The 25,942-nt window shown below is 52.0% G+C and carries 21 protein-coding genes; 8 read left to right on the top strand and 13 right to left on the bottom strand.

Annotation, left to right across the window (positions count from 1 at the left end; all coding sequences use genetic code 11):
- The first annotated feature begins 342 nt into the window (after positions 1 to 342).
- The gene (locus C1A11_RS11540; protein WP_102050599.1) at positions 343 to 1,119 is read left to right on the top strand and encodes an IclR family transcriptional regulator; all 777 of its coding nucleotides are present in this window, start codon (positions 343 to 345) and stop codon (positions 1,117 to 1,119) included.
- Positions 1,120 to 1,213: 94 nt separating this feature from the next.
- On the opposite strand, the gene C1A11_RS11535 is transcribed toward C1A11_RS11540, so the two are convergent.
- A complete protein-coding gene (locus C1A11_RS11535; RefSeq protein ID WP_102050598.1) occupies positions 1,214 to 2,383 on the bottom strand; it encodes a MalY/PatB family protein in 1,170 nt (389 codons plus the stop codon).
- A 200-nt stretch (positions 2,384 to 2,583) separates the two neighbouring features.
- On the opposite strand from C1A11_RS11535, the gene C1A11_RS11530 reads away from it, so the two are divergent.
- Entirely contained in the window at positions 2,584 to 3,567 is a 984-nt protein-coding gene (locus tag C1A11_RS11530) for an agmatinase family protein (RefSeq protein WP_102050597.1), read from the top strand.
- Positions 3,568 to 3,724: 157 nt separating this feature from the next.
- Here the strand turns inward: C1A11_RS11530 and C1A11_RS11525 are convergent, their stop codons facing one another.
- The 5 genes from C1A11_RS11525 to asnA all read right to left on the bottom strand — a co-directional run bounded on the left by C1A11_RS11525 (position 3,725) and on the right by asnA (position 10,574).
- Entirely contained in the window at positions 3,725 to 5,005 is a 1,281-nt protein-coding gene (locus tag C1A11_RS11525) for an adenylosuccinate synthase (protein WP_102050596.1), read from the bottom strand.
- 11 nt (positions 5,006 to 5,016) lie between these two features.
- Entirely contained in the window at positions 5,017 to 6,444 is a 1,428-nt protein-coding gene (gene purB / locus C1A11_RS11520; RefSeq protein WP_102050595.1) for an adenylosuccinate lyase, read from the bottom strand.
- Between the two features lie 159 nt (positions 6,445 to 6,603).
- Positions 6,604 to 7,314 (bottom strand): phosphoribosylaminoimidazolesuccinocarboxamide synthase, encoded by a 711-nt coding sequence (gene purC / locus C1A11_RS11515; RefSeq protein ID WP_102050594.1) that lies wholly within the window; start codon positions 7,312 to 7,314, stop codon positions 6,604 to 6,606.
- Between the two features lie 116 nt (positions 7,315 to 7,430).
- Positions 7,431 to 9,518: a glutamine synthetase III family protein gene (locus C1A11_RS11510; RefSeq protein ID WP_102050593.1), complete on the bottom strand. Its 2,088-nt coding sequence runs from the start codon at positions 9,516 to 9,518 to the stop codon at positions 7,431 to 7,433.
- Positions 9,519 to 9,566: 48 nt separating this feature from the next.
- A complete protein-coding gene (gene asnA / locus C1A11_RS11505; protein WP_102050592.1) occupies positions 9,567 to 10,574 on the bottom strand; it encodes an aspartate--ammonia ligase in 1,008 nt (335 codons plus the stop codon).
- A 480-nt stretch (positions 10,575 to 11,054) separates the two neighbouring features.
- Here asnA and C1A11_RS11495 point away from each other — a divergent pair, with 480 nt between their 5' ends.
- The 6 genes from C1A11_RS11495 (at position 11,055) to hisH (ending at position 17,524) form a co-directional block, all read left to right on the top strand.
- Positions 11,055 to 12,353: a glutamine synthetase family protein gene (locus tag C1A11_RS11495; RefSeq protein ID WP_102050590.1), complete on the top strand. Its 1,299-nt coding sequence runs from the start codon at positions 11,055 to 11,057 to the stop codon at positions 12,351 to 12,353.
- Positions 12,354 to 12,383: 30 nt separating this feature from the next.
- A complete protein-coding gene (locus C1A11_RS11490) occupies positions 12,384 to 12,953 on the top strand; it encodes an ANTAR domain-containing response regulator (protein WP_102050589.1) in 570 nt (189 codons plus the stop codon).
- Positions 12,954 to 13,021: 68 nt separating this feature from the next.
- Complete coding sequence (locus C1A11_RS11485) at positions 13,022 to 14,626, top strand: CTP synthase (RefSeq protein ID WP_102050588.1); 1,605 nt, start codon at positions 13,022 to 13,024, stop codon at positions 14,624 to 14,626.
- A gap of 94 nt (positions 14,627 to 14,720) precedes the next feature.
- The gene (locus C1A11_RS11480) at positions 14,721 to 16,091 is read left to right on the top strand and encodes an N-acetyl sugar amidotransferase (protein WP_102051081.1); all 1,371 of its coding nucleotides are present in this window, start codon (positions 14,721 to 14,723) and stop codon (positions 16,089 to 16,091) included.
- A gap of 39 nt (positions 16,092 to 16,130) precedes the next feature.
- On the top strand, positions 16,131 to 16,886 hold the full coding sequence (gene hisF / locus C1A11_RS11475; RefSeq protein WP_102050587.1) for an imidazole glycerol phosphate synthase subunit HisF: 756 nt from the start codon (positions 16,131 to 16,133) through the stop codon (positions 16,884 to 16,886).
- Positions 16,883 to 17,524 (top strand): imidazole glycerol phosphate synthase subunit HisH, encoded by a 642-nt coding sequence (gene hisH, locus C1A11_RS11470; protein ID WP_102050586.1) that lies wholly within the window; start codon positions 16,883 to 16,885, stop codon positions 17,522 to 17,524. Before hisF ends, hisH begins: the two co-directional genes overlap by 4 nt.
- A gap of 181 nt (positions 17,525 to 17,705) precedes the next feature.
- Here the strand turns inward: hisH and C1A11_RS11465 are convergent, their stop codons facing one another.
- The 7 genes from C1A11_RS11465 to C1A11_RS11435 all read right to left on the bottom strand — a co-directional run bounded on the left by C1A11_RS11465 (position 17,706) and on the right by C1A11_RS11435 (position 25,928).
- Positions 17,706 to 20,282: a translation factor GTPase family protein gene (locus tag C1A11_RS11465; protein WP_102050585.1), complete on the bottom strand. Its 2,577-nt coding sequence runs from the start codon at positions 20,280 to 20,282 to the stop codon at positions 17,706 to 17,708.
- 275 nt (positions 20,283 to 20,557) lie between these two features.
- Positions 20,558 to 21,598, bottom strand: coding sequence for a hypothetical protein (locus C1A11_RS11460; RefSeq protein WP_102051080.1), 1,041 nt, complete (start codon positions 21,596 to 21,598; stop codon positions 20,558 to 20,560).
- 132 nt (positions 21,599 to 21,730) lie between these two features.
- Positions 21,731 to 22,879, bottom strand: coding sequence for a DUF5305 family protein (locus C1A11_RS11455; protein WP_102050584.1), 1,149 nt, complete (start codon positions 22,877 to 22,879; stop codon positions 21,731 to 21,733).
- On the bottom strand, positions 22,866 to 24,056 hold the full coding sequence (locus tag C1A11_RS11450; RefSeq protein ID WP_102050583.1) for a signal peptidase I: 1,191 nt from the start codon (positions 24,054 to 24,056) through the stop codon (positions 22,866 to 22,868). The genes C1A11_RS11455 and C1A11_RS11450 overlap by 14 nt, the downstream gene beginning before the upstream one ends.
- A 24-nt stretch (positions 24,057 to 24,080) precedes the next feature.
- The gene (locus tag C1A11_RS11445) at positions 24,081 to 24,518 is read right to left on the bottom strand and encodes a hypothetical protein (RefSeq protein ID WP_102050582.1); all 438 of its coding nucleotides are present in this window, start codon (positions 24,516 to 24,518) and stop codon (positions 24,081 to 24,083) included.
- Positions 24,519 to 24,561: 43 nt separating this feature from the next.
- Complete coding sequence (locus tag C1A11_RS11440) at positions 24,562 to 25,260, bottom strand: hypothetical protein (RefSeq protein WP_102050581.1); 699 nt, start codon at positions 25,258 to 25,260, stop codon at positions 24,562 to 24,564.
- Complete coding sequence (locus C1A11_RS11435; RefSeq protein WP_102050580.1) at positions 25,257 to 25,928, bottom strand: response regulator transcription factor; 672 nt, start codon at positions 25,926 to 25,928, stop codon at positions 25,257 to 25,259. The genes C1A11_RS11440 and C1A11_RS11435 overlap by 4 nt, the downstream gene beginning before the upstream one ends.
- Between the last annotated feature and the right edge of the window lie 14 nt (positions 25,929 to 25,942).

Genomic DNA, 25,942 nt, shown 5'->3' with positions numbered 1-25,942 from the left:
AAAGGGCGATATGACAGAAGATTCCGGACTTAATGAGAAAGAATATGCCTTGGACATTTTAGAGGGGAATTTGTCAAACGTTTGCCGATGTCGTAATTATGCACTAATTCGTGCGACATTGTCAATATATTATTCTCATTTTGTACATTATTCTACATTGTCAAACTTATATTCGATATTGTCTACTTCGTGTCTAAATCAACTTTTCTTTTCTTGTACAAATTTCCAAACGGCTTTACGCTTTTTCCGGGACTTTGCTTTCGGTAGTAAATTGCGAAAACTTATGTTATACTTAAACTAAATCAAAAATGTGTTTCCTGAAAAGGAGCAAAGGAGCTCGATATGGCACAGCAAAAAACAGGCAAAGTAATTCAGTCCGTACAGCGCGCCGTGGATATCATCAATTGCTTTGAAGACATTACCACCGAGCGCTCGCTGAGCGAATTGAGCACTATGCTGGACTTAAATAAAAGTACCGTGCACGGTATTTTAAATACTTTACACAATAATAATTTTGTGCGCCAAAACCAGCGCGGCAAATATATGCTTGGCCAGGCACTTTTGCGCAAATATCATTTTGCAGATAGCGCCAAGCGCTCTTTTTTGATGGACGAAGCGCGTGAGGATATGACGCATCTTGCCAATGCTTACCGAGTAAGCGCCGGTATTTTTATGCTGGAGTTCGGCGAATTGGTGCTGGTTAACCGCATTTTGCCCGAAAAAGAAATGTACACCATTACCAGCATCTCAGAAAGCTATCTGAATCCTTTATATTGTACCGCATCCGGTAAGCTTCTGCTCTCTTTTTTGTCTTCAGAAGAGCTGGAAAAATACATTCAGCGGCATGAATTTATTGCACTTTCGCCGAAGTCAATCACCTCTCGCGAGGCACTGCTCGAGAATCTCGAGCTCATCCGCAGCAACGGCTTTTCAGAAGAAAACGAAGAGCTCGGCCTCGGTGTCGCGGCGATTTCGGCTCCCATTTTGGATGCCGAGGGCAACCTGTTTGGCACCGTCAGCGTCACCGGGCTTACCTTTCATATTGACGAGCACCGTCCAGAAATCATTTTTGATCTAAAGACCTTGACCCGCAAGCTCAGCCACAAACTTTTTGCATAGCCCGCAGCTTTGCCGGCTTTTGCCCTTATCATAAAACAAAAGCAGACTGTATGACACCATACAGTCTGTTTTTTATTATATATACTATATTATACTACGGCTCCATCGCAGCTTTCAATGCATCTAATGCTGCGTCTACCTGGCTGCGTGGACAAGCAAGATTCAACCGGAACCATCCGTTTCCGTTATAATCGCTTGCAGGGTTTGCCACCAACCCCTGCGCTGCCATACGCAGCATATTTTCTTCGTCTGTTCGGCCGGTGCCCGCAAGTGAGAGCCACATGGTATAGGTTCCTTCCGGTACATAAGAGGCTAGCGACGGAATATAGGCTTTGATGTATCCATCCGCGTAGTTCAGATTATCGTGGATATAGCTTACCAGCTCGTCCACGTACTGCTCGCCATGTTCGTACGCACCGATGAGCGCTTCTGCGGAAAGCACGTTGGGTACATTGTAGTGGTTACAGCTGCTGATTTTCTTGTACGCTGCCGCCAGCTCCGGCTCGTACACGATGGAATACGCAATGCGCAAACCTGCAAGGTTAAAGGTTTTGGTTGCGCCGTAAGTGGCAATGGTATGTGCGCGCGCATACTCTGACACCTGCGCGGTCGGAATCTGTTTTGCGGGGGCATAGACAAAATCAGACCAGACCTCATCGGAAATAATCCGCACCTGATATTTTTCGCAAAGTGCCGTGGCTGCCTGCAACTCTTCCAATGTCCACACCCTGCCTGTCGGGTTGTGTGGAGAACAAAGAATCAAACACTTGATGTTTTCGTTTACAATTTTCTCTTCCATATCGGCAAGGTCCATCCGGAAGATACCGTTTTCATCCTGCACGAGCGGTGTTCCCACGAGGCGGCGACCGGCATCGGCAATGCCATAAGTAAAGCCGGTATAGTTAGGCAGATGCACTAGCACCGGGTCACCCGGCTCGGTTAAAAGCTGTATGGCGGCTACAATAGCGCCCACTGTCGAGTTTTGGTACAGAATGTTCTCGCGGGTGATATCCTCCAGCCCGCGGCGCACCTTGGCCCACCGAATTACGGCATCGTAAAAACGGTCGTCCAGCTCAAAATAGCCCATAGTTGGGTGCTTTAGCCGGTTAGCGATTGCGTCGATGACGCAGGGAGGTGTCGCAAAATCCATGTCGGCAATCCACATTGGGGTAAGCTGTGCCGGGTTTGGCACTTCATACAGCGGAGCGTCCCATTTTAGGCTTTTGCCGTGGCGGTCTACGGGTACATCGAATTGATACATCATATGCCTCCTTATATATTCGACTATATCAAACTATTATTCGTCATAGTCGAAATTGTCAACAATCTGGCTGAGAAATTCCTGTAATTTTCGTCAATTGCAATGCTAAGGGGGATTTGGTAATATGATAATAGCAAATCAAGGGCGACAATGTCAAATGTTTGGGCGTAAATTTATTTGTAGATCTTTGGAGGATTTTCACCATGAATAACAAACCCGTCTGCTATGTTCCGTCTTATCCCCATCCCGAAGTTTACTCCGGTGTTCCCTCTTTCCTCGGCCTGCCGGTCGCAAAAAGCAAAGAGGACATTCAGGGCCACGACTTCGCTATTATGGGCACCCCGTGGGAAGGCATCTGCACCTACGGTGGCTTCACCGGCTGCGAAAATGGAACAAAGACGATTCGCAAAGCTTCTGAGCGCTACGGCGCTTATCTGCCGGAGTATGATTTTGACCCGTTCGATCATTTCTCTGGTGTAGATTACGGCGATGCCGCTGTAAAAAACGGCGATCGCGACTTTACCTTTGAAAGCGTGCGCAACTATATGCGCGATGTAACCAATTCTGGCGCTATCCCTATCGTGTTTGGCGGCGACCATTCTCTGAGCTATCCCCTCATCGAGGCATTTGCTGAAAAGTACAACGGCAATATCGGCATCATCCACTTTGACGCACACATGGACAACATGGACAGCTTTGGCGACGAGAAATATGCGCGCTGCAGCCCGTTCCACCGTCTGTATGACATCCCTGGGTTTGACCCGAAGAACCTTGTCAGTGTCGGTATCCGTGGCCCGCGCAATCACTTTGGCGCAGTGCAGGAAGCAGAAAAATACGGCGCAAGCGTTATCACCAGCTTTGAAGTAAAACGCAAAGGCTGGGAAGCCTGCATCCGCAAAGCCATTGAAATTGCAAGCAACGGCACAAAAGCTTTCTACGTTACCGTTTGCAGCGATGCACTGGATATTGCACATAACCCGGGCGGCCCGGCTGACCTGTGCGGCCTTTCCTCTTACGAAATGGCAGAGATGCTGCACGCGTGCGGCCTTTCCGGCGCAAAAGGTTTCGACTTCATGGAAGTTTACCCGCCCGACGACCTGCACAATGTTTCCAGCCACGGTGCCTGCTGGATGGCAATCTATATGCTCAACGGCATGGGGCAGCGTTTGCTGGAAGAGCGCAAATAATTTTCATATTGTTTCGGGAACCCCCTTACCTGTGGCTCCCTCTCCCAGCCTGTCGCCTCTTCGCTTGGCGGCAGGCTTTCTTTTTTCTTAAACAAAAAAGGCAAGACCAGAAATGGCCTTGCCTTTTGTTTTGCTCTTATTTTTACCGCACAGAGAATTACTCGGCGTGCATATCAATATAAGCTTCGCGCTCAGCGCCAACCGAAACATAGCGAATCTCGCAGCCCACTGCTTTTTCAAGCCATGCAATATAGTCCAGCGCCTCTTTGGGCAGCTCGCTCTTTTTGCGGCAGCCCGAAATATCGGTGCAGAAGCCGGGCAGGTTTCGATAAACAGGTTTCGCGCGCACCAGGCGGTCGCCGGTCGGGAACTCGGTGGTTTCAACGCCATCTACATCATAAGCAACGCAAACGGGAATCTCTTTGAGATAAGAGAGGACATCGAGCTTGGTCAGTGCAAGGCAGCTTGCGCCCTGCAGCTTTACGCCGTATAGCGAAGCCGGTACGTCAAAACCGCCAACACGGCGGGGACGGCCGGTGGCAGCACCGTATTCGCCGCCTGCTTCACGCAGGGCATCTGCCTCCGGGCCAAACATCTCTGCGGTAAACGGGCCTTCGCCAACGCAGGTGGAATAAGCTTTCATGATACCGATGCTCTCGTCGAGCTGAAGACCAGGCACGCCAGCGCCGATGGGGCCGTAGGCTGCGATGGTCTGAGACGAAGAGGTGTACGGGTAAATGCCAAAATCAATATCGCGCAGTGCGCCCAGCTGTGCCTCAAGCAAAATCTTCTTGCCCTCTGCATCAGCCTTGTGCAGGTAGGCACCGGTGTCACAGACAAATGGCTCAATCTCTTTGCTGTAAGTGTTCAGCCAGTCCAGCATTGCTTCCGCCTCAACAGGTGCACTGTGGTAGCCGCCTTCAATGGTCAGGTTTTTCCATTCTACAATATCGGCAACCTTTTCTTTTAGGGTATCGTGGCAGAACAAATCGCTGATGCGCAGGCCTTTTTTGATATATTTATCTGCATAGCAAGGGCCAATGCCGCGGCGGGTAGAGCCGAATTTTTTATCTGCCAGCCGGTCTTCTTCCAAAATATCCTGCGCTTTATGGTAGGGCAGGCAGACGGTGGCTTTCTCGCTGACTTTCAGGTTTTCCGGGGTAATGACGATGCCCTGCTCACGCAGGCGGGCAATCTCGCCGCAAAGGTGTTCCAGATCGATGACCATGCCATTTCCCATGACATTTACGGTATCCTCACGAAGAATGCCGGAGGGCAGCAGATTCAAAACGAATTTGCCGCGCTCGTTGACGACGGTGTGGCCGGCATTGTTGCCGCCCTGATAACGTACGACGATGTCGTAACGGCTGCCCAAAAGATCGACCATACGGCCTTTGCCTTCGTCGCCCCAGTTGATTCCTACAATTGCACTCAGCATTTTTTTTCCTCCTATACCGTGATCTCGGCGGCACCGCCGAGCAATGCGCGGTTTGCTTCAATAATGGGTCTTACTTTACCGAGCAGGCGCTCGGTCTGTTCTTTCGCCATGCCGATGAAAAGTTCCGGACGCATCAGCTCTTCCAGTTCCTCTTTGGTAATCTGGAAAGCGGGGTCTGCCGCAATGCGTGCCAGCAGATCATTTTCGCAGCCGGTTTCTTTCATCTCTTTGGCTGTTGCTACCGCCAGTCGGCGAATTTCCTCATGCAGGGTCTGGCGGTCGCCGCCCTTTTTGACGCAGAGCATCAAAATATTTTCGGTGGCGAGGAACGGCAGCTCCTCTGCCAGATGCTTTTCAATGCGGTTCGGGTAGACGCAGGCACCGCCGATGATGTTGCGGTAAAGTGTCAAGATCGCATCCACAGCGAGGAAAGCTTCCGGCACGCTGATGCGTTTGTTGGCCGAATCGTCGAGGGTGCGCTCAAACCACTGGGTGCTGGCGGTCATGGCGGCGTTCTGGGCATCGGCAATCACATAGCGGCCAAGCGATGCAATGCGCTCGCTGCGCATGGGGTTGCGTTTGTAGGCCATCGCCGAAGAACCCACCTGTCCCTCCTCAAACGGCTCGTCCACCTCTTTCAGGTGAGAGAGCAAGCGGAAGTCGCCTGCAAATTTAGAAGCACTCTGCGCAATGCCGGAAAGCAGTGCAAGCACAGTGTAATCCACCTTGCGGGAATAGGTCTGGCCGCTTACATCGTAGATTTCATCAAATCCCATCCGTGCAGCAATTTTTTCTTCCAGCTGTTCTACTTTGGTGCGGTCGCCTTCAAACAGCTCTAAAAAGCTGGCAGCGGTGCCGGTAGCGCCACGGCAGCCAAGCAGTTTCAGGCTGCTGAGCACAACATCCAGCTGCGCGAGGTCCATCATCAAATCCTGCAACCAAAGCGCGGCGCGCTTGCCCACAGTAGTGGGCTGGGCTGCCTGAAAATGAGTGTACGCAAGGGTAGGCTGCGCTTTGTATTTTTCTGCAAAATCAGCAAGGGCTGCCATCGTGTTGACCAGCAGCTTTTTGATTTGCAGCAACGCGTCACGCATCACAATCAAATCGGTATTGTCGCCGACATAGCAAGAGGTCGCGCCCAGGTGAATAATCGGTTTTGCCGCCGGGCACTGCACGCCATAGGCGTAGATGTGCGCCATAACATCGTGGCGGACGATTTTCTCTCGTTCAGAGGCTACCTCGTAGTTGATATCCTCCACATGGGATTTCATCTCGGCAATCTGCGCATCGGTAATGGGCAGGCCAAGCTCTTTTTCGCTTTCTGCAAGCGCGATCCACAGGCGGCGCCAGGTCGCAAACTTGCGGTCGGCGGAGAAGATATGCTGCATCTCTTTGCTGGCATACCGGGTGCTGAGCGGGCTTACGTAGTGTTCAGACATAGTTTGGGAATCCCTTTCTTTCTTATCTCCCTGCTTTGGGCAGGCATTGGCAAATAATCAAAAGCGGTTTGATACAATTTAAAACGCAGGCGGTGCTGCTGCAAATTTGCGCACAGCAAAGCGGAGGTTGCCACCGGAGACAAATTGTGTGGGCTCGCTTTAGTTTTTCTCTGCTTCCATGCGGCTGAGCACGTCGGCATAGCCTTCGAGCACCTGCCCCATCTCGCGGCGGAAGCGGTCCTTATCCATTTTAGCATTGGTTTTTGAATCCCACAAGCGGCAGGAATCGGGAGAGATTTCGTCGCAGAGCAAAATTTTTCCATCTGCACGGCCAAACTCAAGTTTAAAGTCAATCAGGCGAATACCGAGCTTTTCAAAATAAGCAATCAGCAAATCATCAATGCGCAGCGCTTCACGGCGCAGAGTATCCAGCTCCTCCTGCGTGGCAAGGCCAACGGCGGTAATCTGGCTGTCGTTCATCATCGGGTCGCCCAGCTCATCGCTTTTATAGCAGAACTCGACCACACGGTTGTGCAGAGCTGCGCCCTCTTCTACGCCGTATTTTTTAGAAAAGCTACCTGCAGCGACGTTGCGCACAATCACCTCGACCTGCAAAATCTCGGCCTTTTTCACAAGTACAGTGTTGTCATCAATTGTTTCCAACAGGTGCGTTTCTATGCCGTTTTTCATCAGATAGTCGTAAATCAGCCCGGAGATACGACGGTTTAGCACGCCCTTGCCGTTCAGCTCTTCTTTCTTTGCGCCGTTACCTGCGGTAGCGGTGTCCTTAAACACCATCACATAGCTTTTGTCGTCCGGCCCTTCGCAGACCAGCTTGGATTTGCCTTCATAAATTACTTTGTAGTCCATGGTTTCGCCCTCTCATTCTTGTTTTTAATATAGCAAAATTTTTAAAGGATAGCAAAAAAATATCAAAACAGCACGGTAGCCCTGCCTCAAAAACGAGGCAGGGCTGCAATGTTGTATTATCTTACACTATAAAGCATATCGGCATAGGTCGGCAGCTTCCAGTAGCAGCCGGGAATCAATGTTTCCAGCTCATCTACCGTGCCGCGCAGTGCCTGCATTTTAGAAAATACGCTCTCGCGATAGAAGCAAGCTCTATCCAACTCGCTTTCGAGCTGGCGGGTAGCAAGAATACTGTTTTCCAGCGCGTCGAGCTGGCTGAGCATCCGTTCCGAAAGTGCTGCAACTTTATCCAGTAACCCGGTTTCGGGTATACTTCGCACGCTAAGTGCCATTTTTGCAGTGGCAAGGTCTGCCAGTGCTTTCTGGTAACTCAGCGTGGAAGCCATAATCTCGCGCTTGACGATATACGCGAGGGTAAGGGCTTCGATATGTATGGTTTTGCTGTAATTTTCCAGCAAAATCTCATAGCGGGAGTGAATTTCAGTTTCACTGAAAACGCTCTGCCGTTCAAACAGCGCGATATTTTCAGGCCGCACAAAATACGGCAGCGCTTCTACGGTGGTCTTCAGATTCAGCAGTCCACGACGCTCTGCTTCTTCTACCCAATCCTGCGAGTAGTTATTGCCGTTAAAGACAATGCGCAGATGGGCAGTAAACCAATCTTTGAGCAGTCTACCGATGGCCTCTTCATCGCAAGGGCCTTTTTCCAGCACTTCTGCCACCTCGCGCAGGGCGTCGGCAACAATCGTGTTCAGCACAATATTGGGGCCGGAAATCGAGACTGCCGAGCCAAGCATACGGAACTCGAACTTATTGCCGGTAAAGGCAAACGGCGAGGTGCGGTTGCGGTCGGTCGTGTCTTTTTTAATCTTCGGCAGAACGGCAGCGCCAACCTCCATCCACTCTTTTTTGCGGTCGCTGTAAGCCGTTTGGTTCACAATCGCGTCCAGTACATCTGCCAGCTCATCACCCAGAAATACCGAGAGAATAGCCGGCGGTGCTTCATTTGCGCCAAGCCGGTGGTCATTGCCCGCGGTGGCTACACAGATGCGCAGCAGGTCCTGATGTTCATCTACAGCCTTCAGGATAGCCGCAAGAAAAACGAGGAACCGCAGATTGTGAGACGGTGTTTTGCCTGGCTCAAGCAGGTTTTCGCCGCCGTCGGTAGAAAGTGACCAGTTGTTGTGCTTGCCGCTGCCGTTTACCCCGGCAAACGGTTTTTCATGCAGCAGGCAAACAAGGTCGTGCTTTGCGGCAATCCGCTTCATCAGTTCCATCGTTAGCTGGTTATGGTCTGCGGCAATATTGGTGGTGGTAAAGATCGGCGCCAGTTCGTGCTGGCCAGGGGCAACCTCGTTGTGCTCGGTTTTTGCCAGCACACCCAGCTTCCACAGCTCCTCATCCAGCTCTTTCATAAATGCGGTCACGCGGGGTTTGATTGAGCCAAAATAATGGTCATCCAGCTCCTGCCCTTTTGGGGGACGAGCGCCAAAGAGGGTACGGCCGCAATATTGCAGGTCTGCACGTGCCTCGTAAACAGATTTATCGATGAGAAAGTATTCCTGCTCCGGGCCTACCGTAGTGGTCACATGCCGGGTAGCCGCATCTCCCAGCAACCGCAGCACCCGTACCGCAGCGGCATCCAGCGCCTGCATTGAGCGCAAAAGCGGCGTCTTTTTATCCAGTGCCTGCCCGCTGTATGCACAAAAGGCGGTGGGAATGCAAAGGGTACCGTCTTTAATGAAGGCGTAAGAAGAAGGATCCCAAGCCGTGTAGCCGCGCGCTTCAAACGTGGCGCGCAGTCCGCCGGAAGGAAAGCTCGAAGCATCGGGCTCGCCGCGGATTAGCTCCTTACCGGAAAAATCCATCAGAATGCGTCCGTCCGGCTGCGGCAGAATAAAGCTGTCGTGCTTTTCGGCGGTAACGCCCGTCATGGGCTGGAACCAATGCGTAAAATGGGTGGCACCTTTTTCTACGGCCCAGTCTTTCATCGCGTTGGCAACGACATTGGCGACATCCGGTGTGAGGGGGGTGCCGTCTGCAATAATCTGACGCAGCGCGCGGTACGCTTCCCGCGGCAGCCGGTCACGCATCACCGCATCGTTAAAAACCATGCTTGCAAAAAGTTCCGGAATTCTGCTCATCTTTGTTCACCCTTTCTATCTCTGTATCTACCTTATTTAAATGTATACTTACAGCAGTGGAATTCCTACGGCTTTGCAGCCTGCAAGAGTTGCTTCGTCCCAAACCGAAACCTGCACCTCGCCGATATGTGCTTTTTGCAGCAACAGTACGGAAAGTCGGCTTTGGCCGATGCCGCCGCCAAGGGTGAGGGGCAATTCTCCGGCGAGCAGCGCCGCATGGAACGGCAGCTCGGCACGCTGTGGGCAGCCTGCTTCTGCAAGCTGTGCGCGCAATGCCGCGGCATCTACGCGAATGCCCATAGAAGAAACTTCAAATGCGCAGCCAAGCAGTTCGTTGTAAAATACGATGTCGCCATTGAGGCTCCAATCATCGTAGTCGGGCGCGCGGCCATCGTGCCGCTCGCCCGAGCGCAGCTTGCCGCCAATCTGCATAATAAACGCAGTGCGGTGCTCTTTTAAGAAAGCATCTTCTCGCTGTTTCGGGGTAAGGTCAGGATAGCGATCTTCCAGCTCCTGGGTGGTAACAAAGGCAATCTGGCGGCTCAAGCCGCATTTCAGCGGCGGAAACTGCGCCTCCAACGCCTCGGCAGTATCACAAATCGCATCTACGATCAGCTGCACCACGCGGCGCAGATATGCTTCGGTGCGGTGCTCGCGGTCGATTACCATCTCCCAGTCCCACTGGTCGACATAAGCGGAATGAAGATTGTCAAGTTCCTCGTCGCGGCGAATGGCGTTCATGTCGGTGCAAAGGCCTTCAAATGGTACAAAGCCATATTTGTGAAGGGCCATGCGCTTCCATTTCGCGAGCGAATGCACTACAACGGCATCTGCGCCGGTCTCTGCGAGATCAAAACGCACCGGGCGCTCTGTTCCGTTGAGATCGTCATTCAGGCCGGTGCCCTCCTCTACGAAAAGCGGTGCCGAAACGCGGGTAAGGTTAAGTACGCGGCACAAATCATCTTGAAAGCTCCGTTTTAAAAACGCAATGGCGGTTTGTGTCTCGCGGGGGGAGAGGGCGGGCTTATACCCGTCCGGGACGATCAGCTTGCTCATGTTCTTCTTTCCTTTCCCAGCAAAAAAATAAGGCGCTGTGGACGAATGTGTCCACAGCGCCTTTGCTGCATGGGCGTATTATACCGCCCTGAAAGCTTATCTGTCAATCCCCTTTTGAAAAAAAGTTTCATCTATTTTGCGGTGCGCGTTTTCTGCTTAGATAGTTGTATAAAAACAGCTTTGCAGGCAACAAAAATTTTATGCGTTTTCTCTTTGCTGCTTTCTATCTGCAAAAAAGCATTGACAAACCCGCGAGCTTGATATAAACTATTTCCGTTGAACAAAGGCGTTCATTTTATGGAACTTGACGGGCTAGTTATCTCCCCCCTTCGAGGTGTGTTTGCCACCTCTCCAAGTTTTACAAAATGAGCGTCTTTCTTGTTTTTTCAGAATCATTTGCCGGGGCACATCGTCCCGGTTTTGCATTTTAGTGGGTTGATTTTGCCGGCATTGCCCCGGCCAAGAAAAGGAGCGGTACCAATGATAAACCAGACCATTCGGGAGACGATCGCTTTCATTCAGCAGAATGATGTGCAGTTTATCCGTCTTGCTTTTTGTGATCTGCTCGGCACACTGAAAAATATCTCGATTTTGCCCAGCGAAATCGAAAAAGCTTTTACCTGTGGCATCTCATTCGACGGTTCTAACATTAAGGGTTTTTCTAATGTAGAACAGTCTGACTTGCTGCTGGTACCGGACGCTTCTACTTTAAGTGTGCTGCCTTGGCGGCCGCAGCAGGGGCGCGTGGTACGGTTTTACTGCCATATCATGAACACCGATGGCACTCCCTACGCTTTTGACACTCGCCGCATCCTAAGCGACGCGGTGGCGCGGTATGAATCTACCGGCCATCTTGCTAAAATCGGTACTGAATGTGAGTTTTACCTTTTCCGCACCGATGAGGCAGGCGAACCGATGCCGGTACCATTTGATCAAGGCGGTTATCTGGATGTCGCCCCCATCGACCGCGGAGAAAACGTGCGCCGCGAAATCTGCCTTTGCCTTGAAGAAATGGGCATTGCGCCGGAATGCTCGCATCACGAAAGCGGACCGGGCCAGAACGAGATTGATTTTAAGTACAGTGAAGCGGTCAGCGCCGCCGACAATCTGCTCACCTTCAAATCTGCCGTAAAAGCCATTGCAGCACGCAACGGGCTGTTTGCCTCTTTTTTGCCTAAGCCTTTGCCCGGCAAAAGCGGCAGTGGGATGCACATCAATGTTTCCCTTTCGAAAAACGGCATCAACATATTTAATGTAAACGACCCCGCCGCGGAATATATCCGCAGCTTTATTGCAGGCATTCTTGAGCGTACCGCCGAGATTACCGCACTGCTTAACCCGCTGGAAAACTCCTACGACCGCTTTGGCAGCTTTGAAGCGCCCAAGTATATCAGCTGGTCGCCCGAAAACCGCTCGCAGCTGATTCGTATTCCCGCCTCTAAAGGCGAGGGTATGCGCATGGAGCTGCGCAGCCCCGACTGCACCATCAACCCCTACCTTGCCTTTGCCGCCATTCTGCATGCTGGGCTGGACGGCATTGACCGAAAGCTGCCGCTGGCACCGCCGGTGAATGAGAATCTCTACACCGCGCCGGAAACCATTACGGCATCGCTGCAACCGCTGCCCACCTCGCTGGGCGAAGCACTGGACCTTTTGGAAACCAGCAGCTTTGCCGCCGAAGTGTTTGGGCCGGAACTGATTCGCCGCTATATTTTGCTCAAACGTCGCGAGCTGGAGGATGCCGAAGGCTGCCGCGAACGTGCTTTCCGCAAAGTATAAGCAGAGCGCAACCAAAGGAGGTGACGGAAGTTGAAAACTGCATTGATTGTATCGTCTACCCGGCAGGGGGCTGAATATCTGACCCAGTTTCTCGCCGAAACGGGCTGCAGAGATGTCACCTGCGCGGCAAGCGGCGGCGAAGCACGCCGTCGCCTGATTGAGGAAGACTTTGACCTTTGCATTATCAACGCCCCGTTGCCTGACGAAAATGGCCTGCCGCTTGCGCGGGACATTATGACCGAAGGTTACGGCCAGGTCGTGCTGATTGTAAAGGCCGAAGACTACAACGAATTTTCAGAAAAAGCAGAAGAGCTGGGCGTGTTTACACTTTCCAAGCCCATCAACCGCACCTTGTTTTGGAACGTTTTAAAGCTTTGCGCTGCTTCCTCGGTCCGCATTAAAAAAATGCGGCGCGAAAACAGCGTACTGCTGCAAAAAATTGCGGATATCCGCATTGTAGACCGTGCCAAATGCGTGCTTATCTCTCACCTTGGGCTTACCGAAGCCGAAGCGCACAAGCATATTGAAAAGCAGGCAATGGACCTGCGCATCACCCGGCGCAGTGTGGCAGAAGACATTTTGAAAACTTACGAAGACTGATCTTGCACAGCGTTTCCCACGCTGCGCTTTTCCTATTTTTATTTAGATTGAAAGAAGGGTGAAAAGTTATGACAAAGTATATTTTTGTAACCGGCGGTGTGGTGTCCGGCCTCGGCAAGGGCATCACCGCCGCCTCACTGGGCTGTCTGCTCAAGCTGCGCGGCCTCAAGGTCGCAGCGCAAAAGCTGGACCCGTATATGAACGTGGACCCCGGCACCATCAGTCCGTTTCAACACGGCGAGGTATTCGTCACCGAGGACGGCGCAGAAACCGACCTCGACCTCGGACACTACGAGCGGTTTATCGATGAGGATTTGAACCGCTTTTCCAACCTGACCTCTGGCAAGGTATACTACAACGTGCTCACCAAAGAACGCCGCGGCGAGTACCTTGGCGAGACCGTTCAGGTTATTCCGCACATCACCGGTGAAATCAAAGACTTCATCTACAATGGCGCTGCTTCTACCGGCGCCGAGGTGCTGATTACCGAAATTGGCGGCACCACGGGCGATATTGAAAGCCTGCCGTTTTTGGAGGCTATTCGCCAAATTTCTTTAGAGGTTGGTCGCGACAACTGCCTGTTTGTGCATGTCACGCTGGTCCCCTACCTCAAAGGTTCGCACGAGCATAAGTCCAAGCCCACCCAGCACTCGGTCAAAGAGCTGCAATCGCTGGGCATCACGCCGGACATCATCGTCATGCGTGCGGACGAGCCTATCGACAGTTCCATCCGCGATAAAATTGCGCTGTTCTGCAATGTCAAACCCGACTGCGTCATCGAAAACCTCACACTGCCCTGCCTTTACGAAGCACCGCTGATGCTGCATGAAAACGGCATTGACCGGGTGGCATGCCGCGAGCTTTCGCTCGTCTGCACCAAGCCGAATCTCACCGAGTGGAAGGCGATGGTCGAGCGCATCAAAGCACCGGAGCGGAGCGTAAAAATCGCAATTGTCGGCAAATACGTCAAGCTGCATGATGCTTACCTATCCGTTATGGAGTCGCTCTACCACGCCGGTTATGCCCAGCACGCAAAAGTAGAACTGAAATGGGTAGAGAGCGAAGATGTTACCCCTGAAAGCGTGGACGAGCTGCTTTCTGACGTCTCCGGTGTTTTAATTCCCGGCGGCTTTGGCGACCGCGGCATCGAAGGCAAGATTCTTGCCTGCTCTTATGCCCGCACTCACAAAATCCCCTACTTTGGCATCTGCCTCGGCATGCAGATCGCCGTCATCGAGTTTGCTCGCAACGTCTGCGACCTTGCCGGTGCTACCTCTCGAGAATTTGATGAAAACAATGCGTATCCGGTTATCGATTTGATGCCCGACCAGCGCGGCGTGGTAGACAAAGGCCATTCAATGCGCTTGGGCAGCTATCCCTGCAAAGTTCGCCCCGGCAGCCTGCTCGAGCAGTGCTACCAAAAGCCGGAGATTGCTGAACGCCACCGCCATCGTTATGAATTCAACAACGACTTCCGCGAATTGATGATTCAAAAAGGCCTTTGTGTCAGCGGCACCTCGCCTGACGAGCACATTGTAGAAACCGTTGAGTTGCCGGATCATCCGTTCTTTATCGGCGTGCAGTTCCACCCGGAATTCAAGAGCCGTCCCGCGCGTCCGCACCCGCTGTTCTACGGGTTTGTCGGCGCTGCATTAAAACAGGCAGAAAAGTAAAAAAAAGACAGCAATGGGGCTGTCCAGGCTGAAGCAAAACCGCTTCGGTCCGGGCAGCCTCTCTTTTTATTTCAAAAGCCAAAAGGAGGCCATTATGAAGCGTTATCCCCGCTATGTCCCCATTGATTACTCTAAATTTGCGCCGGAGATTCCCGACAATGCGCGCGAGGCGAAATACGGCCTGCCGCAGGAAGTAAAATTCTGCAAAGAATGTGTAATGAGCAACCAGAAACCGAACTCCTGCTTTGAGTTTGAGCACCGTCCCGATAGTCTGAAAAAGTCGATGCGAATTCAGGCAGACGGCGTTTGTGATGCCTGCCACGCCTGCCATGACAAAGAAGGCAAAATTGATTGGGAAGACCGCGAACGCCAGCTGCGCGAGCTTTGCGACCGCTACCGTAAAAATGATGGCAGCTACGACTGCCTGGTGCCCGGCTCTGGCGGCAAAGACAGCTTTTATGCGGCCCATCTGCTGAAATACAAATACGGTATGCATCCGCTTACCGTCACCTGGGCGCCGCACATCTATACGCCGTGGGGCTTTGCCAACTTTGAGGCATGGATTCATGCCGGTTTTGACAACTACCTTTGTACACCTAATGGTATGACCCACCGTCTGCTCACCCGACTTGCCACCGAAAATTTGTTTCATCCGTTCCAGGCATTTATCCTTGGGCAAAAACAGCTTGCGCCTAAAATGGCTGCAAAGTTTGGGATTCCCCTTGTATTTTACGGGGAAAACGAAGCCGAGTTCGGCAACCCGATTGCAGACAACGAAAGCGCCCTGCGCGATGCACGCTATTTCGCCACCAACGACCACGACAACATCTGGCTGGGCGGCGTTTCTCTGCGTGAGCTGGAAGAAGATTACCATGTCGACAAGGCTGACCTTGCCATCTATCTGCCCAGCGAAACAAGCGACATCGAAAAGAACAACATTCAGGTGCACTACATGGGCTACTATGAAAAGTGGCATCCGCAAGGGGCTTACTATTACAGTGTAGAGCATGGCGGCTTCATTCCCAGCCCGGAGCGTACCCAGGGCACCTACTCCAAATACAATTCCATCGACGATAAAATTGACGATTTCTTCTATTACACCACCTATATTAAATACGGCATCGGGCGCACTACCTACGACGCGGCACAGGAAATCCGCAACGGCGAGATCACCCGCGAAGAGGGTCAACTGCTCACCCGCCGCTATGATGGCGAGTTTCCAGACCGCTTCGAGCAGGAAATATGGGATTACCTCTCGCTGGACGAGAAGCATTTCCCGTTCGCGAAAGAGCTGTTTGAACAGCCAATTATGGACCGTGAATATTTCATGCACCTTGCCGACCGTTTCCGCTCGCCGCATATCTGGCAGTGTGACAACGGCGTTTGGAAGCTTCGCCACACCCCGTTTGAAGGCGAAAGCGACTGCGCCTACGGCAAACCGCCCGAGAAAAGCGCAATTCTTTAAAAAAGCAGGCCTGCCTGCAGTAGAAAGAAGGTCTACCAGATGAGCAAAGTGCGCGTAATTGCGCGGCTGGATGTCAAAAACGACTACCTTGTCAAAGGCATTCAGCTGGAGGGGCTGCGCAAGCTGGGCAGCCCCCACGACTTCGCGGCCCGCTACTATGAACAGGGCATCGACGAAATTTTGTATATGGACATCGTCGCAAGCCTTTATAACCGCAACAATCTTTCGGATATCGTACGCCGTACCACCGAGGATATATTTATCCCGATTACAGTAGGCGGTGGCCTGCGCAGCGTAGAAGATGTGCGCAGCATCCTCTCCATGGGTGCAGATAAAGTTGCAGTCAACACAGCGGCTATCCGCGACGAAAACATTATTACCCGGGTGGCGCAAAGTTTTGGCAGCCAGTGCATGGTGCTTTCCATCGAGGCAAAACGCCGGGCAGACGGACATTACGAAGCCTATTTTGACAACGGGCGCAACCATTCCGGCAAAGAAGTGGTAGAATGGGCGCGCCGTGGGGTGGCATTGGGCGCAGGCGAGATTTTGCTGACCAGCGTCGACAAAGAAGGTTTGCAGCGAGGCATGGACGATGACCTCATTAAGGCCGTTACCGAAGCGGTGGATGTGCCGGTTATTGTATCGGGCGGCTGTGGCTGTGCGGCGGACGCTGTGCACGCCGTATCTGCTGGGGCTTCTGCGGTTGCCGCCGCAAGTATTTTGCATTATAACAAAACCACAGTGCCAGAGCTGAAAGACGCACTGCGCGCCGCGGGCGTGGAGGTGAGAAGATGAAACTGGTCGTGATTGACTACGGTCTTTCGAATCTGCTCAGCGTCTGCCGCAGCTTCGCATTCCTTGGGTGCGAGCCGGTCGTTTCTTCTTCGCCCGAAGAGGTGCTAACGGCCGATGCGCTGGTGCTGCCCGGTGTGGGCGCCTTTGCCGATGGCATGGCTGGGCTGCAAAAGCTGGGCCTTGACGATGCTGTAAAAAAAGCTGTTGCAGCCGGCACCCCACTGCTGGGCATCTGCCTTGGCATGCAAATGCTGTTTGACGAAGGGGAAGAATTCGGCTGCCACAAAGGGCTGGGGCTTATTCCCGGCCGAGTGGTGAAACTTGCAGACCGCGACACTGACGGTGCGCCGCTGCGGATTCCTCACGTGGGTTGGAACGGACTCTACCCGGTGGGCAGCGAGCAATTTACCGGTATACTTGCGCCGCTTACCCCCAGCGATGAAACCTATTTTGTACACTCTTTCGCGGCAGAAACGGACGCTTCGTTCCACCTTGCCGATACTTTTTACGGGGGCCACGCCGTCACTGCCGCAGTGCGCTGCAAAAACGTATTTGGCACCCAATTTCACCCCGAAAAAAGCGGCCGCATTGGCCTTGCCATTTTAGGGGAATATCTTCGGCTTTGCGAAAACAGCTGAACTTCGTTCTTTTTGCCCTCTCTAAAAGAGCATGACACAGTAGCTTTCGTTAGCAATAAAACAGGCAGACGCCCAGCCCGGCGCCTGCCTGTTTTTTATTTAGCTATTTTTTAAAACCGGGTTTGCGCTGAATATTTATTAGGCTGGGTGGATAGCGTTGTCACCGCATTTGATTGCGCGTTTACCTACCCGTCCCCAAGTGCTCACGAATCGCGGCTTCTATTCGGTCAACCTCTTGCCGAAACATAGCCGCAGACACCCGCATTGCCCCCTGCCCCAGAATAATCAGCTGTTCCATTCCATCCGAGGTCGCCACCTTAACGCGGTACTTACGGCCAAGCTCATGGGTGACCTTTTCGATATACATATCTGCCGTTTCGGCTTCTTTGGTATACACCACGCTGATGCCGGCAACCTGCTCAACCTCGCCGGGATTGTTTTTCACTTTATAAGCATCGAAAACCAAAATCAGATGGCATTTGCAATAACCCTGATAGTTGCACATCATTTGAATTAGCTTATTGCGGGCCGCATCCAGGTTTTCTTTTGCAAGGGTGCTCAGCTCGTCCCATGCAAAAATAATGTTGTACCCATCCACCAGCAGGTATTCCGGACCGGAAAGCCGCACCTCTGCGCTGCTGCGCTGGTAACCCTGCGTCTGCTCTGCCGGGGCAAAGCTTTTGCGCGGGTCACGTTTCAGCGGACCGTAGGTCTGCTCAAAAATCTTCTGCAACTCTTTGTCGTCAGAAAAGCCCAATCCGGAATCTCCGGTATGGCGTGGCCTTGCCTGCACGGGTGCTTGCGGCATGACGGGCTTTGCCAAAACACTTGGCAGATGCATATGCTCTGGCACTTCGTCCCAGCGCACATTAAAACCAGCACCGTGCTCACAAAAAACCGAATCCGCCGTGTTTTCCACATCGGCATCACAATCATACCCAACAGCCGCAATTACCTCTTGCGCATTGTGGCAGGGGGCATATCCCTTTAAAGTGCAGGCAAGCTGCCCGCGCCCACGGGTATAGCTGATTACTTCTCGCTGATAGCCTTGTAATTCTGCCACGGGTGCACTGCCGGACAGCACTGCCATCTCGCCCTGTTGCAGGGGCGGTGCAAAGGTGCCGCTTTTGCGCTGCATGTCCGCCATTGCGCGTCCCAGCGACTCAGCAGGCAGCGTCAAACGATAATCATACCAGGGCTCCAGCAAAATGCTTTCTGCCTGGCGCAGCCCCTGCCGCACCGCACGGTAGGTCGCCTGCCGAAAATCCCCGCCCTCGGTGTGCTTTAAATGCGCGCGCCCGGCAGCAAGGGTGATTTTCATATCCGTAATCGGTGAGCCGGTCAGCACACCAGGATGCGTTTTTTCTTCCAGGTGGGTTAAAATCAACCGTTGCCAGTTTTTATCCAGAACTTCTTCACTACAGTTGGTTGCAAACCGCAAACCGCTGCCGGGCGCTGTCGGCTCCAGTAACAGATGCACTTCTGCGTAATGGCGGAGCGGCTCAAAATGGCCGATGCCTTCTACTGTTTTTGCAATCGTTTCTTTGTACACGATGCTACCCTGCCCAAAGCCCACCTGCCAGCCAAAACGCTCTGCCACAAGCCTTTGCAGCACTTCCAGTTGCACTTCGCCCATTAATTGCAGATGAATCTCTTGCAACTGTTCGTTCCACACAATATGCAGCTGCGGGTCTTCTTCTTCCAGCGCGCGCAGCTGCGCAAGTGCCGTATGAGCCGACACCTGCGCGGGCAGTTCTGCCCGGTAGGTCAGCACCGGCTCCAGCACCGGGGCTTCTGCATCGGGTTCGGCGCCCAGCCCCTCTCCGGGATATGTTTTACTGAAACCGGTAAGGGCGCAAACCATGCCACACTCCGCCACTTCGGTGGTTTCGTATTTTGTACCGGAGTAAATCCGAATCTGGTTGACTTTTTCACTCCACGGCTCACCTGTTTTAGTTGTTCCCGCAAGTGACGTTTTCACCGGCAGGCTACCTCCGGTAATTTTGCAGTAGGTCAGACGTGCACCCTGCTCGTCCCGCGCAATTTTAAAAACTTTTGCGCCAAATGCTTCAGCACAGGCTGGCGCTTGCGTGTAATCCTCCAGCCCGCGCAGCAACGCTTCAATGCCGTCCAGACGCAGCGCGGAGCCAAAATAGCATGGAAACACTTTTCGCGCTGCCACTGCACGGATGGTACCGCCTTGTGACGGTGCTCCGCTTTCCAGCACTTCTTCCATCAGCGCTTCGTCGCAAAGGGCAAGGTTTTCTGCAAAGGCCGTATCCTGCGCTTGCCCAAACACAACGCAGTTTTCGCTGAGCCGTTGTTTTAGCTCTTCTAAAAGCCGCTGCGCATCCGCCCCGGCAAGGTCCATTTTATTTAAGAATAAAAAAGTAGGAATCCGGTGCCGTGCAAGCAGCCGCCAAAGCGTTTCGGTATGGCTTTGCACTCCGTCGGTACCGCTAATTACGAGAATGGCATAATCCATCACCTGCAAGGTGCGTTCCATCTCGGTCGAAAAGTCCACATGGCCCGGGGTATCCAATAGCGTAAAGCGGGCCGTGCCATATTGCAGCACAGCCTGTTTTGAAAAAATTGTAATGCCGCGTTCTTTCTCCTGCGCGTTCGTATCTAAAAAAGCGTCGCGGTGGTCTACGCGGCCCAATTTGCGCAGTGCCCCCGCAGTATAAAGCAGCCCCTCTGACAGAGTGGTTTTGCCGGCATCTACATGCGCGAGTATGCCCAGAGCCAGTTGTTTCATAGCGTTGCCGTCCCATCTTGTTTTCGGCTTTCGGCAACTTGCCGTGTGCCATCTCTTTTATGTTATTATAACCTGCTTTTCCGATAGGCACAATCAGCAGAATCGTCGAGATTAGCATAGAACAGCAAATGTTGGCTCCCTATCGCATCAGCACTCCTTCTTAACTTTCATACTCATCGGTAAATGTACCCAAACAAAAACACAGCCGAACTTTTTGTTGTTCGGCTGTGTTTTAGCAAAAATTTTCAACTAAGTGTTGCAACAAGAACAACCGATTAGCTAAGAGTGTTACTGTTCTGCTTTTGCAAGATATTTCCCGGAACATTCGCGGTTTCTTTGCCAGAATTAAACTGATCCCATGCAAGATCTATAGAAAGGGTTGCATTGCCCCGCTGGGAAAGCTCATCGCTGATTCCGCTCATTTTTTGAGCGTTGCCGCTGGTATAAACACCCTGGGCATCGGGATCCATTGCAACGGCCAGGAAAAGGTCCAAACGCTCATCATTCGGTTTGCAGAGCAAAGTATTGTGTTCACACACTTGAGCAATAGTTGCCTCACTCAAGTTAGTAAAGGCAGACAAGCGCAGAAACTCTACACCACCTACCGTAAATGTGGACCCGGGACCAGCTTTAACAGCTAGCTCTTTGCAGAGTGCGAAAGTATCGCCGTCGCTATTTCCCCCAGTCTCATGGTCTACCAGCAGTGCAACACCCAGCATATCATCTACGTGAGCTTTGTCAATGCCCGAAACACTAAATTTCACATTGCTCAATTTGGCTGCAAGGTTGCCGATATTGATAATATCGGAACGGTATGCCTGTGCATAGCCCGGATAGAGATTATTAAGAGAGATTGCAATTTTATCACTGTGCAGAGTGCCCTCCGGATAAACCTTATTCACCTTTTCGTCCGCCGTGAGAGGAGTCGCATCATCCAGTTTGGTGGTTTGGGGGTCAATGGTCACACTATGGTATCCCTCGGTGCGCTTTGCATAGCTTTTTAAAGCATTTGCGTCTGCAATTCTATTGTAATAGGTGCCACGTCTAAAATAATCACTCTTTACATAGTTACTATTTTCGCCGTTGGCTCCTTTGATGCCATCGATGATGCTCCAGCCATTCTCTTTAGCTGCTCCGAGCTCATTGTTATACTGAGCATACAAACCAAAGTCAACAAAGGTGACATCCAAATCACCGGTGGTGGCCTTAGTAGTTACATTCAGGGTATCGGTCCAGTATGCGTACCCGGTACCGGTTAAAATCATGGAAAATGCCAGAACACCGGCGATGACTGATTTTTTGCTTGCTTTTCTCATTTCAAAACCTCCCAAAAAGTTTGTATCTTTATTATAAGAAAGGTTTTGATTTTCCACAGCGCACTTTCTGCCCCTTTTTGAGGGCCAAAATATCCAATCAATTCACCCCAAAAGCATCGGGCTAACTACTACTTAAGTAGTAATGTGTGGGTGGCAATAAAGGTACCACCGGTTTTCGCTTAGCACGCCAAACAAACCCTCTTTGGCAAGGCCCGCAAGATCAGCCGCATAAAGCACCGGTTGCTGCAACTCTTCCGAGAGCAAAATCAGCTGAGAGATTTCTTCCACCTTGAGCAGCTCTCGCCCTTCTGTGGGCGGCATTTGATGAATGTTCACCATGCGGCTGCCGTATTTTCTTAAAATTTCACGCAGGCTGTCGCGGTATTTTTCTTCTGGCGTCTGCGGGCGGGTTCTACGCAGCACATACCAAGCCACAGCAGCGCCAGCCGCAAGGCAAACGGCACCCAATACTATTTTCGCAGCATCCGGGTGGCCCGGAGTTGTCACTTCAGTGGAAATATCCGCTGTAAGGGCTGTGGGTTCGGACTTTGCCAACTCATAAAGATCATTGCCTTTGCCCAGCGGAATATGAAACTGGTAGCTAAACTCTTTTTCGGTAGCGCCATCCGGCGTATTCGCAGAAAAAGTCCCCTGATACAGCAGATAGAAGTCCCGGTTGGGACTGGTATCTAAAATTGCGTCTGCCTGTGCGGCCTTCTCGCGGTATTCCGCCGGTACAATGCGAATCGGGGCTTCCATTTTTGCCTGCACTGCCTGCTGGTTGATACTACCCGTTTGCAGCGAATAGCTTTGGCTGTAAACCACCTGCTTTGTTTCGTTTACGGTACGGTAGCCTTCCAGTACGGCAGTCAGTTCGTATCTGCCAGTTATCGCGGCCTCTCCGCTGCCTTCCAGTGTTGCTGTAGGGATTAGTTCAATGTAATCTGTTAGCTTTTCCGAATACACGCTGCCTTCTTCCATCCACTCCTGCGGGTACAGCTCGTTGGCTATCAGGTGAACCCGGTAAGCAGCGTCTACTGTAATTTGCGCTTGGTACAACGGTTGCTGTGTTGTCACCGGGGCACGTTGGCTGCCTGTAAACAGCAATGCAGCACCGCCACATACCAGCCCGGCAGCTGCTGCGAGCGCTATCAACTTATTTTTCGCGCTCAGTGCGCGCTTAGGCGCTTTTTCTGCTCCTCTCATTACCCGCTCGGCGCTATCTGCAATCATCGGTATTTCTGTTTTTTCTACGGCCTTTGCCGTGCTATTTTGCTCCATTCTCCACTACCCCTTCCGGAATTTCCTCCTGGCTTTTCAGCAAAAGTACCGGCATCCCTACTTTTGGCACAATTTTTTCTACGGTGCCCTGAATATCATTTGGGGCTACTTCCTGCTGGTCGGGCGAATCGTTATTGTCGCCTTTGGTTACAAAAGAGAGGTTGCCAGCCTCGTCCTTTTTTATGGTGAGGATGCGATGTGTAATCGTGATATCCTCTCTTTTAAAATTGATGATATCGCCTTCTCGTAGTTGTTCCAGCTCTGCTTCTGTTTTCAGTTTCCGAATTACCACTGCATCTCCGGGCTGAATCAGCGGTTCCATACTGCCGGTTAAAACCACGGACGGATAGTAACGGAACACCCCGACACAAAACCAGCAAAACAGCACCGCTGCGGATATGCTGGCAATGTAGCTGCCAAAATTCTCTTCTCTGTCTGGCAGTACCTCGTGGTTCAAAACTTCATAGCGCGCTTTTAGAATTTGCGCAAAAAATACCGGGTAGCAAATACCGATGGCGCTTTTTGCAAGCCAGCCCAGATTCGGCAGCACCGGAAAAATTCGTTCAAACACCTGCAAAATGCCGAGGTATAGCATACTTGTTGCCGGCCCGCCATACCACACCAGCACACATGCAGCCAAATTTTCTGCAAGCACCGGCAACGTTTCACTGCACACCGCAATAAAAAGAGATTTGCCCGAACCCGTGAGCTTTGCCCAGTTCCACTGCGTTGCCGTAAGCAGCAAGGTAGTAAACACCATAAGCGGCACCCGCCAGCGGGGCAGGTAAATCGCAAGGCCCAGACCATAAGCCCGCACTGTTTCCCGTGCGGCCAATAGCGGCAGTAAAGCCAGCAAATTGTAGAGAACACCCAGAGGGGTATGGTCGTACGGTGATGGGGCAAGCTCTTTTAAAAAGGCCGCCAGCAAAAAGCAGAGCGCCAGTTTCATCAGCGCGCCCAGCACCGCACAACTTTGCATGGTGCCACGATGAACCAGTTTACCGTAAGTACCCAGCTGGGGCAGCCCAAATTGCACAAGCAAAAAAAGGCTGACCCAGCAAATCGGCATGGCAAAAACCGAAAAATTCATCAGCCTTTGCCATGCCGGTGCAGAAAAACCGGCAAACAGCAAAAAAATTGCGATTGCCGTAATGCCGTATTTTTTCGTGCTGATCATTTTCTCCTCCAGTACAGCAACGCACTAAGCAGCCATATCTGCCATAGGCAGCAATTGCCCATTCGCAGGCGGGGCAGCTTCTTGCACTGCGGGTTGCTCCGGCGTGAGGGTCATATCCGGTTCCGGTGCAGCCGTAGGCTCCGGTGTATTGAGGACTATGCCAGGCTCCGCGCTGGGCACTGCACTCGGTTCTGCCGTCTGCTGCGCCGGAGAAGAGTCTGTCGCTGTGGATGCACTAGGCTGCGGTGTTGTCTGTGGATGCGTAGGCAGCGCATCCGGTACAGCAACTTCAGCCACTGGCTGTTTTTTCGTTGCAGCCGCCGCCTCGATTTTCACGGGGTAGCAAATTTCGCCTGTGCCGTCCAGTTCCAGCTGTGCTGTCCAGTAGGCCAGGGCAGTTGGCACAGCACAAAAAACTAAAATAAAAGCCACCAAAGCTTTTTTTCGATTTTTAAATAGCATGTTTGGATGAACCTCCATTACACAATTGGGCCCGTTTTGCAATTTATGCCCCTTGGGTAAAGGCAAGCGGCAACTGCAGCCGATATTGTACGGCAAGCGCGCCCTCTTGGCCCTGTATTTCTTCCGGCAGAGTGCTCGCGGGGAGGACTACTGCTTTTTCCCGCATTTTCGCCAGCGCGACACTTTCTTCTGTGAGCTTCAGGTAAAGAGTACCGATGGCTTCTCCGCTTTTAGCATACGCAATACCTTGAGTAGCCTGCACTTCCAGCGCGGCGGGGATGCCCTCCGGGCAGCTACTCAGTGGGTACTCTTTTTCGCCTAACCGAAGCACAAAATTTTCTGCGGTAAGTGCCGCTTTCATCTCCGGTTCTGCCAGGTTTGCTTCCTTTGCCGCTACTGGCGCGCTGCCTGCCTCCGGCTGAATCAATGGATATTCTACAACCAGATACTGCCCTTGCAGAAAGGCCTCTGGCAATCCTTCATCGAAATTTATGAGCAGGCTTCGGCCATCTCCGGTCAACGTAGCCTTAACTCCTGTTTCCTGCTCAAGCCCCGGCTGTTGCAACCGAACGCCGCATTGCTGTGCAGGTGCAAACTGCAGGCCAAAGTTGCTCGTTTTCAGCGAAGCTGTGATATTCAGTTGGTCCGTCCAGTAAGCATACGCGGTGCCAATGCCAGAAAAGCCTGCTACCAGCAATACCACCGTTACTGCTTTTATCATGGTACGACGTTGCCGCTTCAAACAACCCTCTCCTTTCTTCTATTTTCCAGCAGCGCGCTTTGGTAGGCACGCTGAAGCAAAAAGGTGTTTTTGTTGGCAAACAAAGCTGCCTCTACCCGGTTTGTAGCGTTCAGTTTTTCCATGATACCGGCAACATACTTCTTTGTAGTTCCCTCTGAAATATAAAGCTGTTTCGAAATCTTTTCGTTGCACAGCCCCTGCCCCAGCAGCATCAGCACATCCAGTTCTCGGTTGGTCAGCTGCTGCACACATCGCTCATCCTGGCTTAACTGCTCTTGCGTGTCAAACAGCGCGGGGGAGTAAAATTTTCCTCCCCGCTGCACTACGGTAAGTCCATAAAGAATTTCGTCTACAAATGCATCTTTTAGCACGTAGGCATCCACCCCTAGACGCTTGGCATACTCAAAATCACTTTTACGCGAACAGGAGGTGATTAAAAACGTTTTCATCTGCGGATATTTGGGGAGTGCCCACTCTAAAAAATCAAATCCGCTCTCGACACCTAGGTTCAAATCTATAAAAGCAACTTCTGCGTTTTCTTTCTGCACTTGCTCTTTAGCTTCGCGTACTGTTCCTGCCTGCGCGATTTCTTTTTGCGAAAAATGTAGTTCTATCAGTGATGCCAACCCCTGACGGGCAATCGGATGGTCATCTAAAATCAGGACCATAACTACCTCCTAAA

It is taken from the genome of Pygmaiobacter massiliensis, assembly GCF_900199435.1.
In the GTDB taxonomy this organism is placed as follows: Bacteria; Bacillota; Clostridia; order Oscillospirales; family Ruminococcaceae; genus Pygmaiobacter; species Pygmaiobacter massiliensis.
Note: the sequence above shows the minus strand (reverse complement) of the source record. Positions and strands in the feature narration are given on the sequence as shown.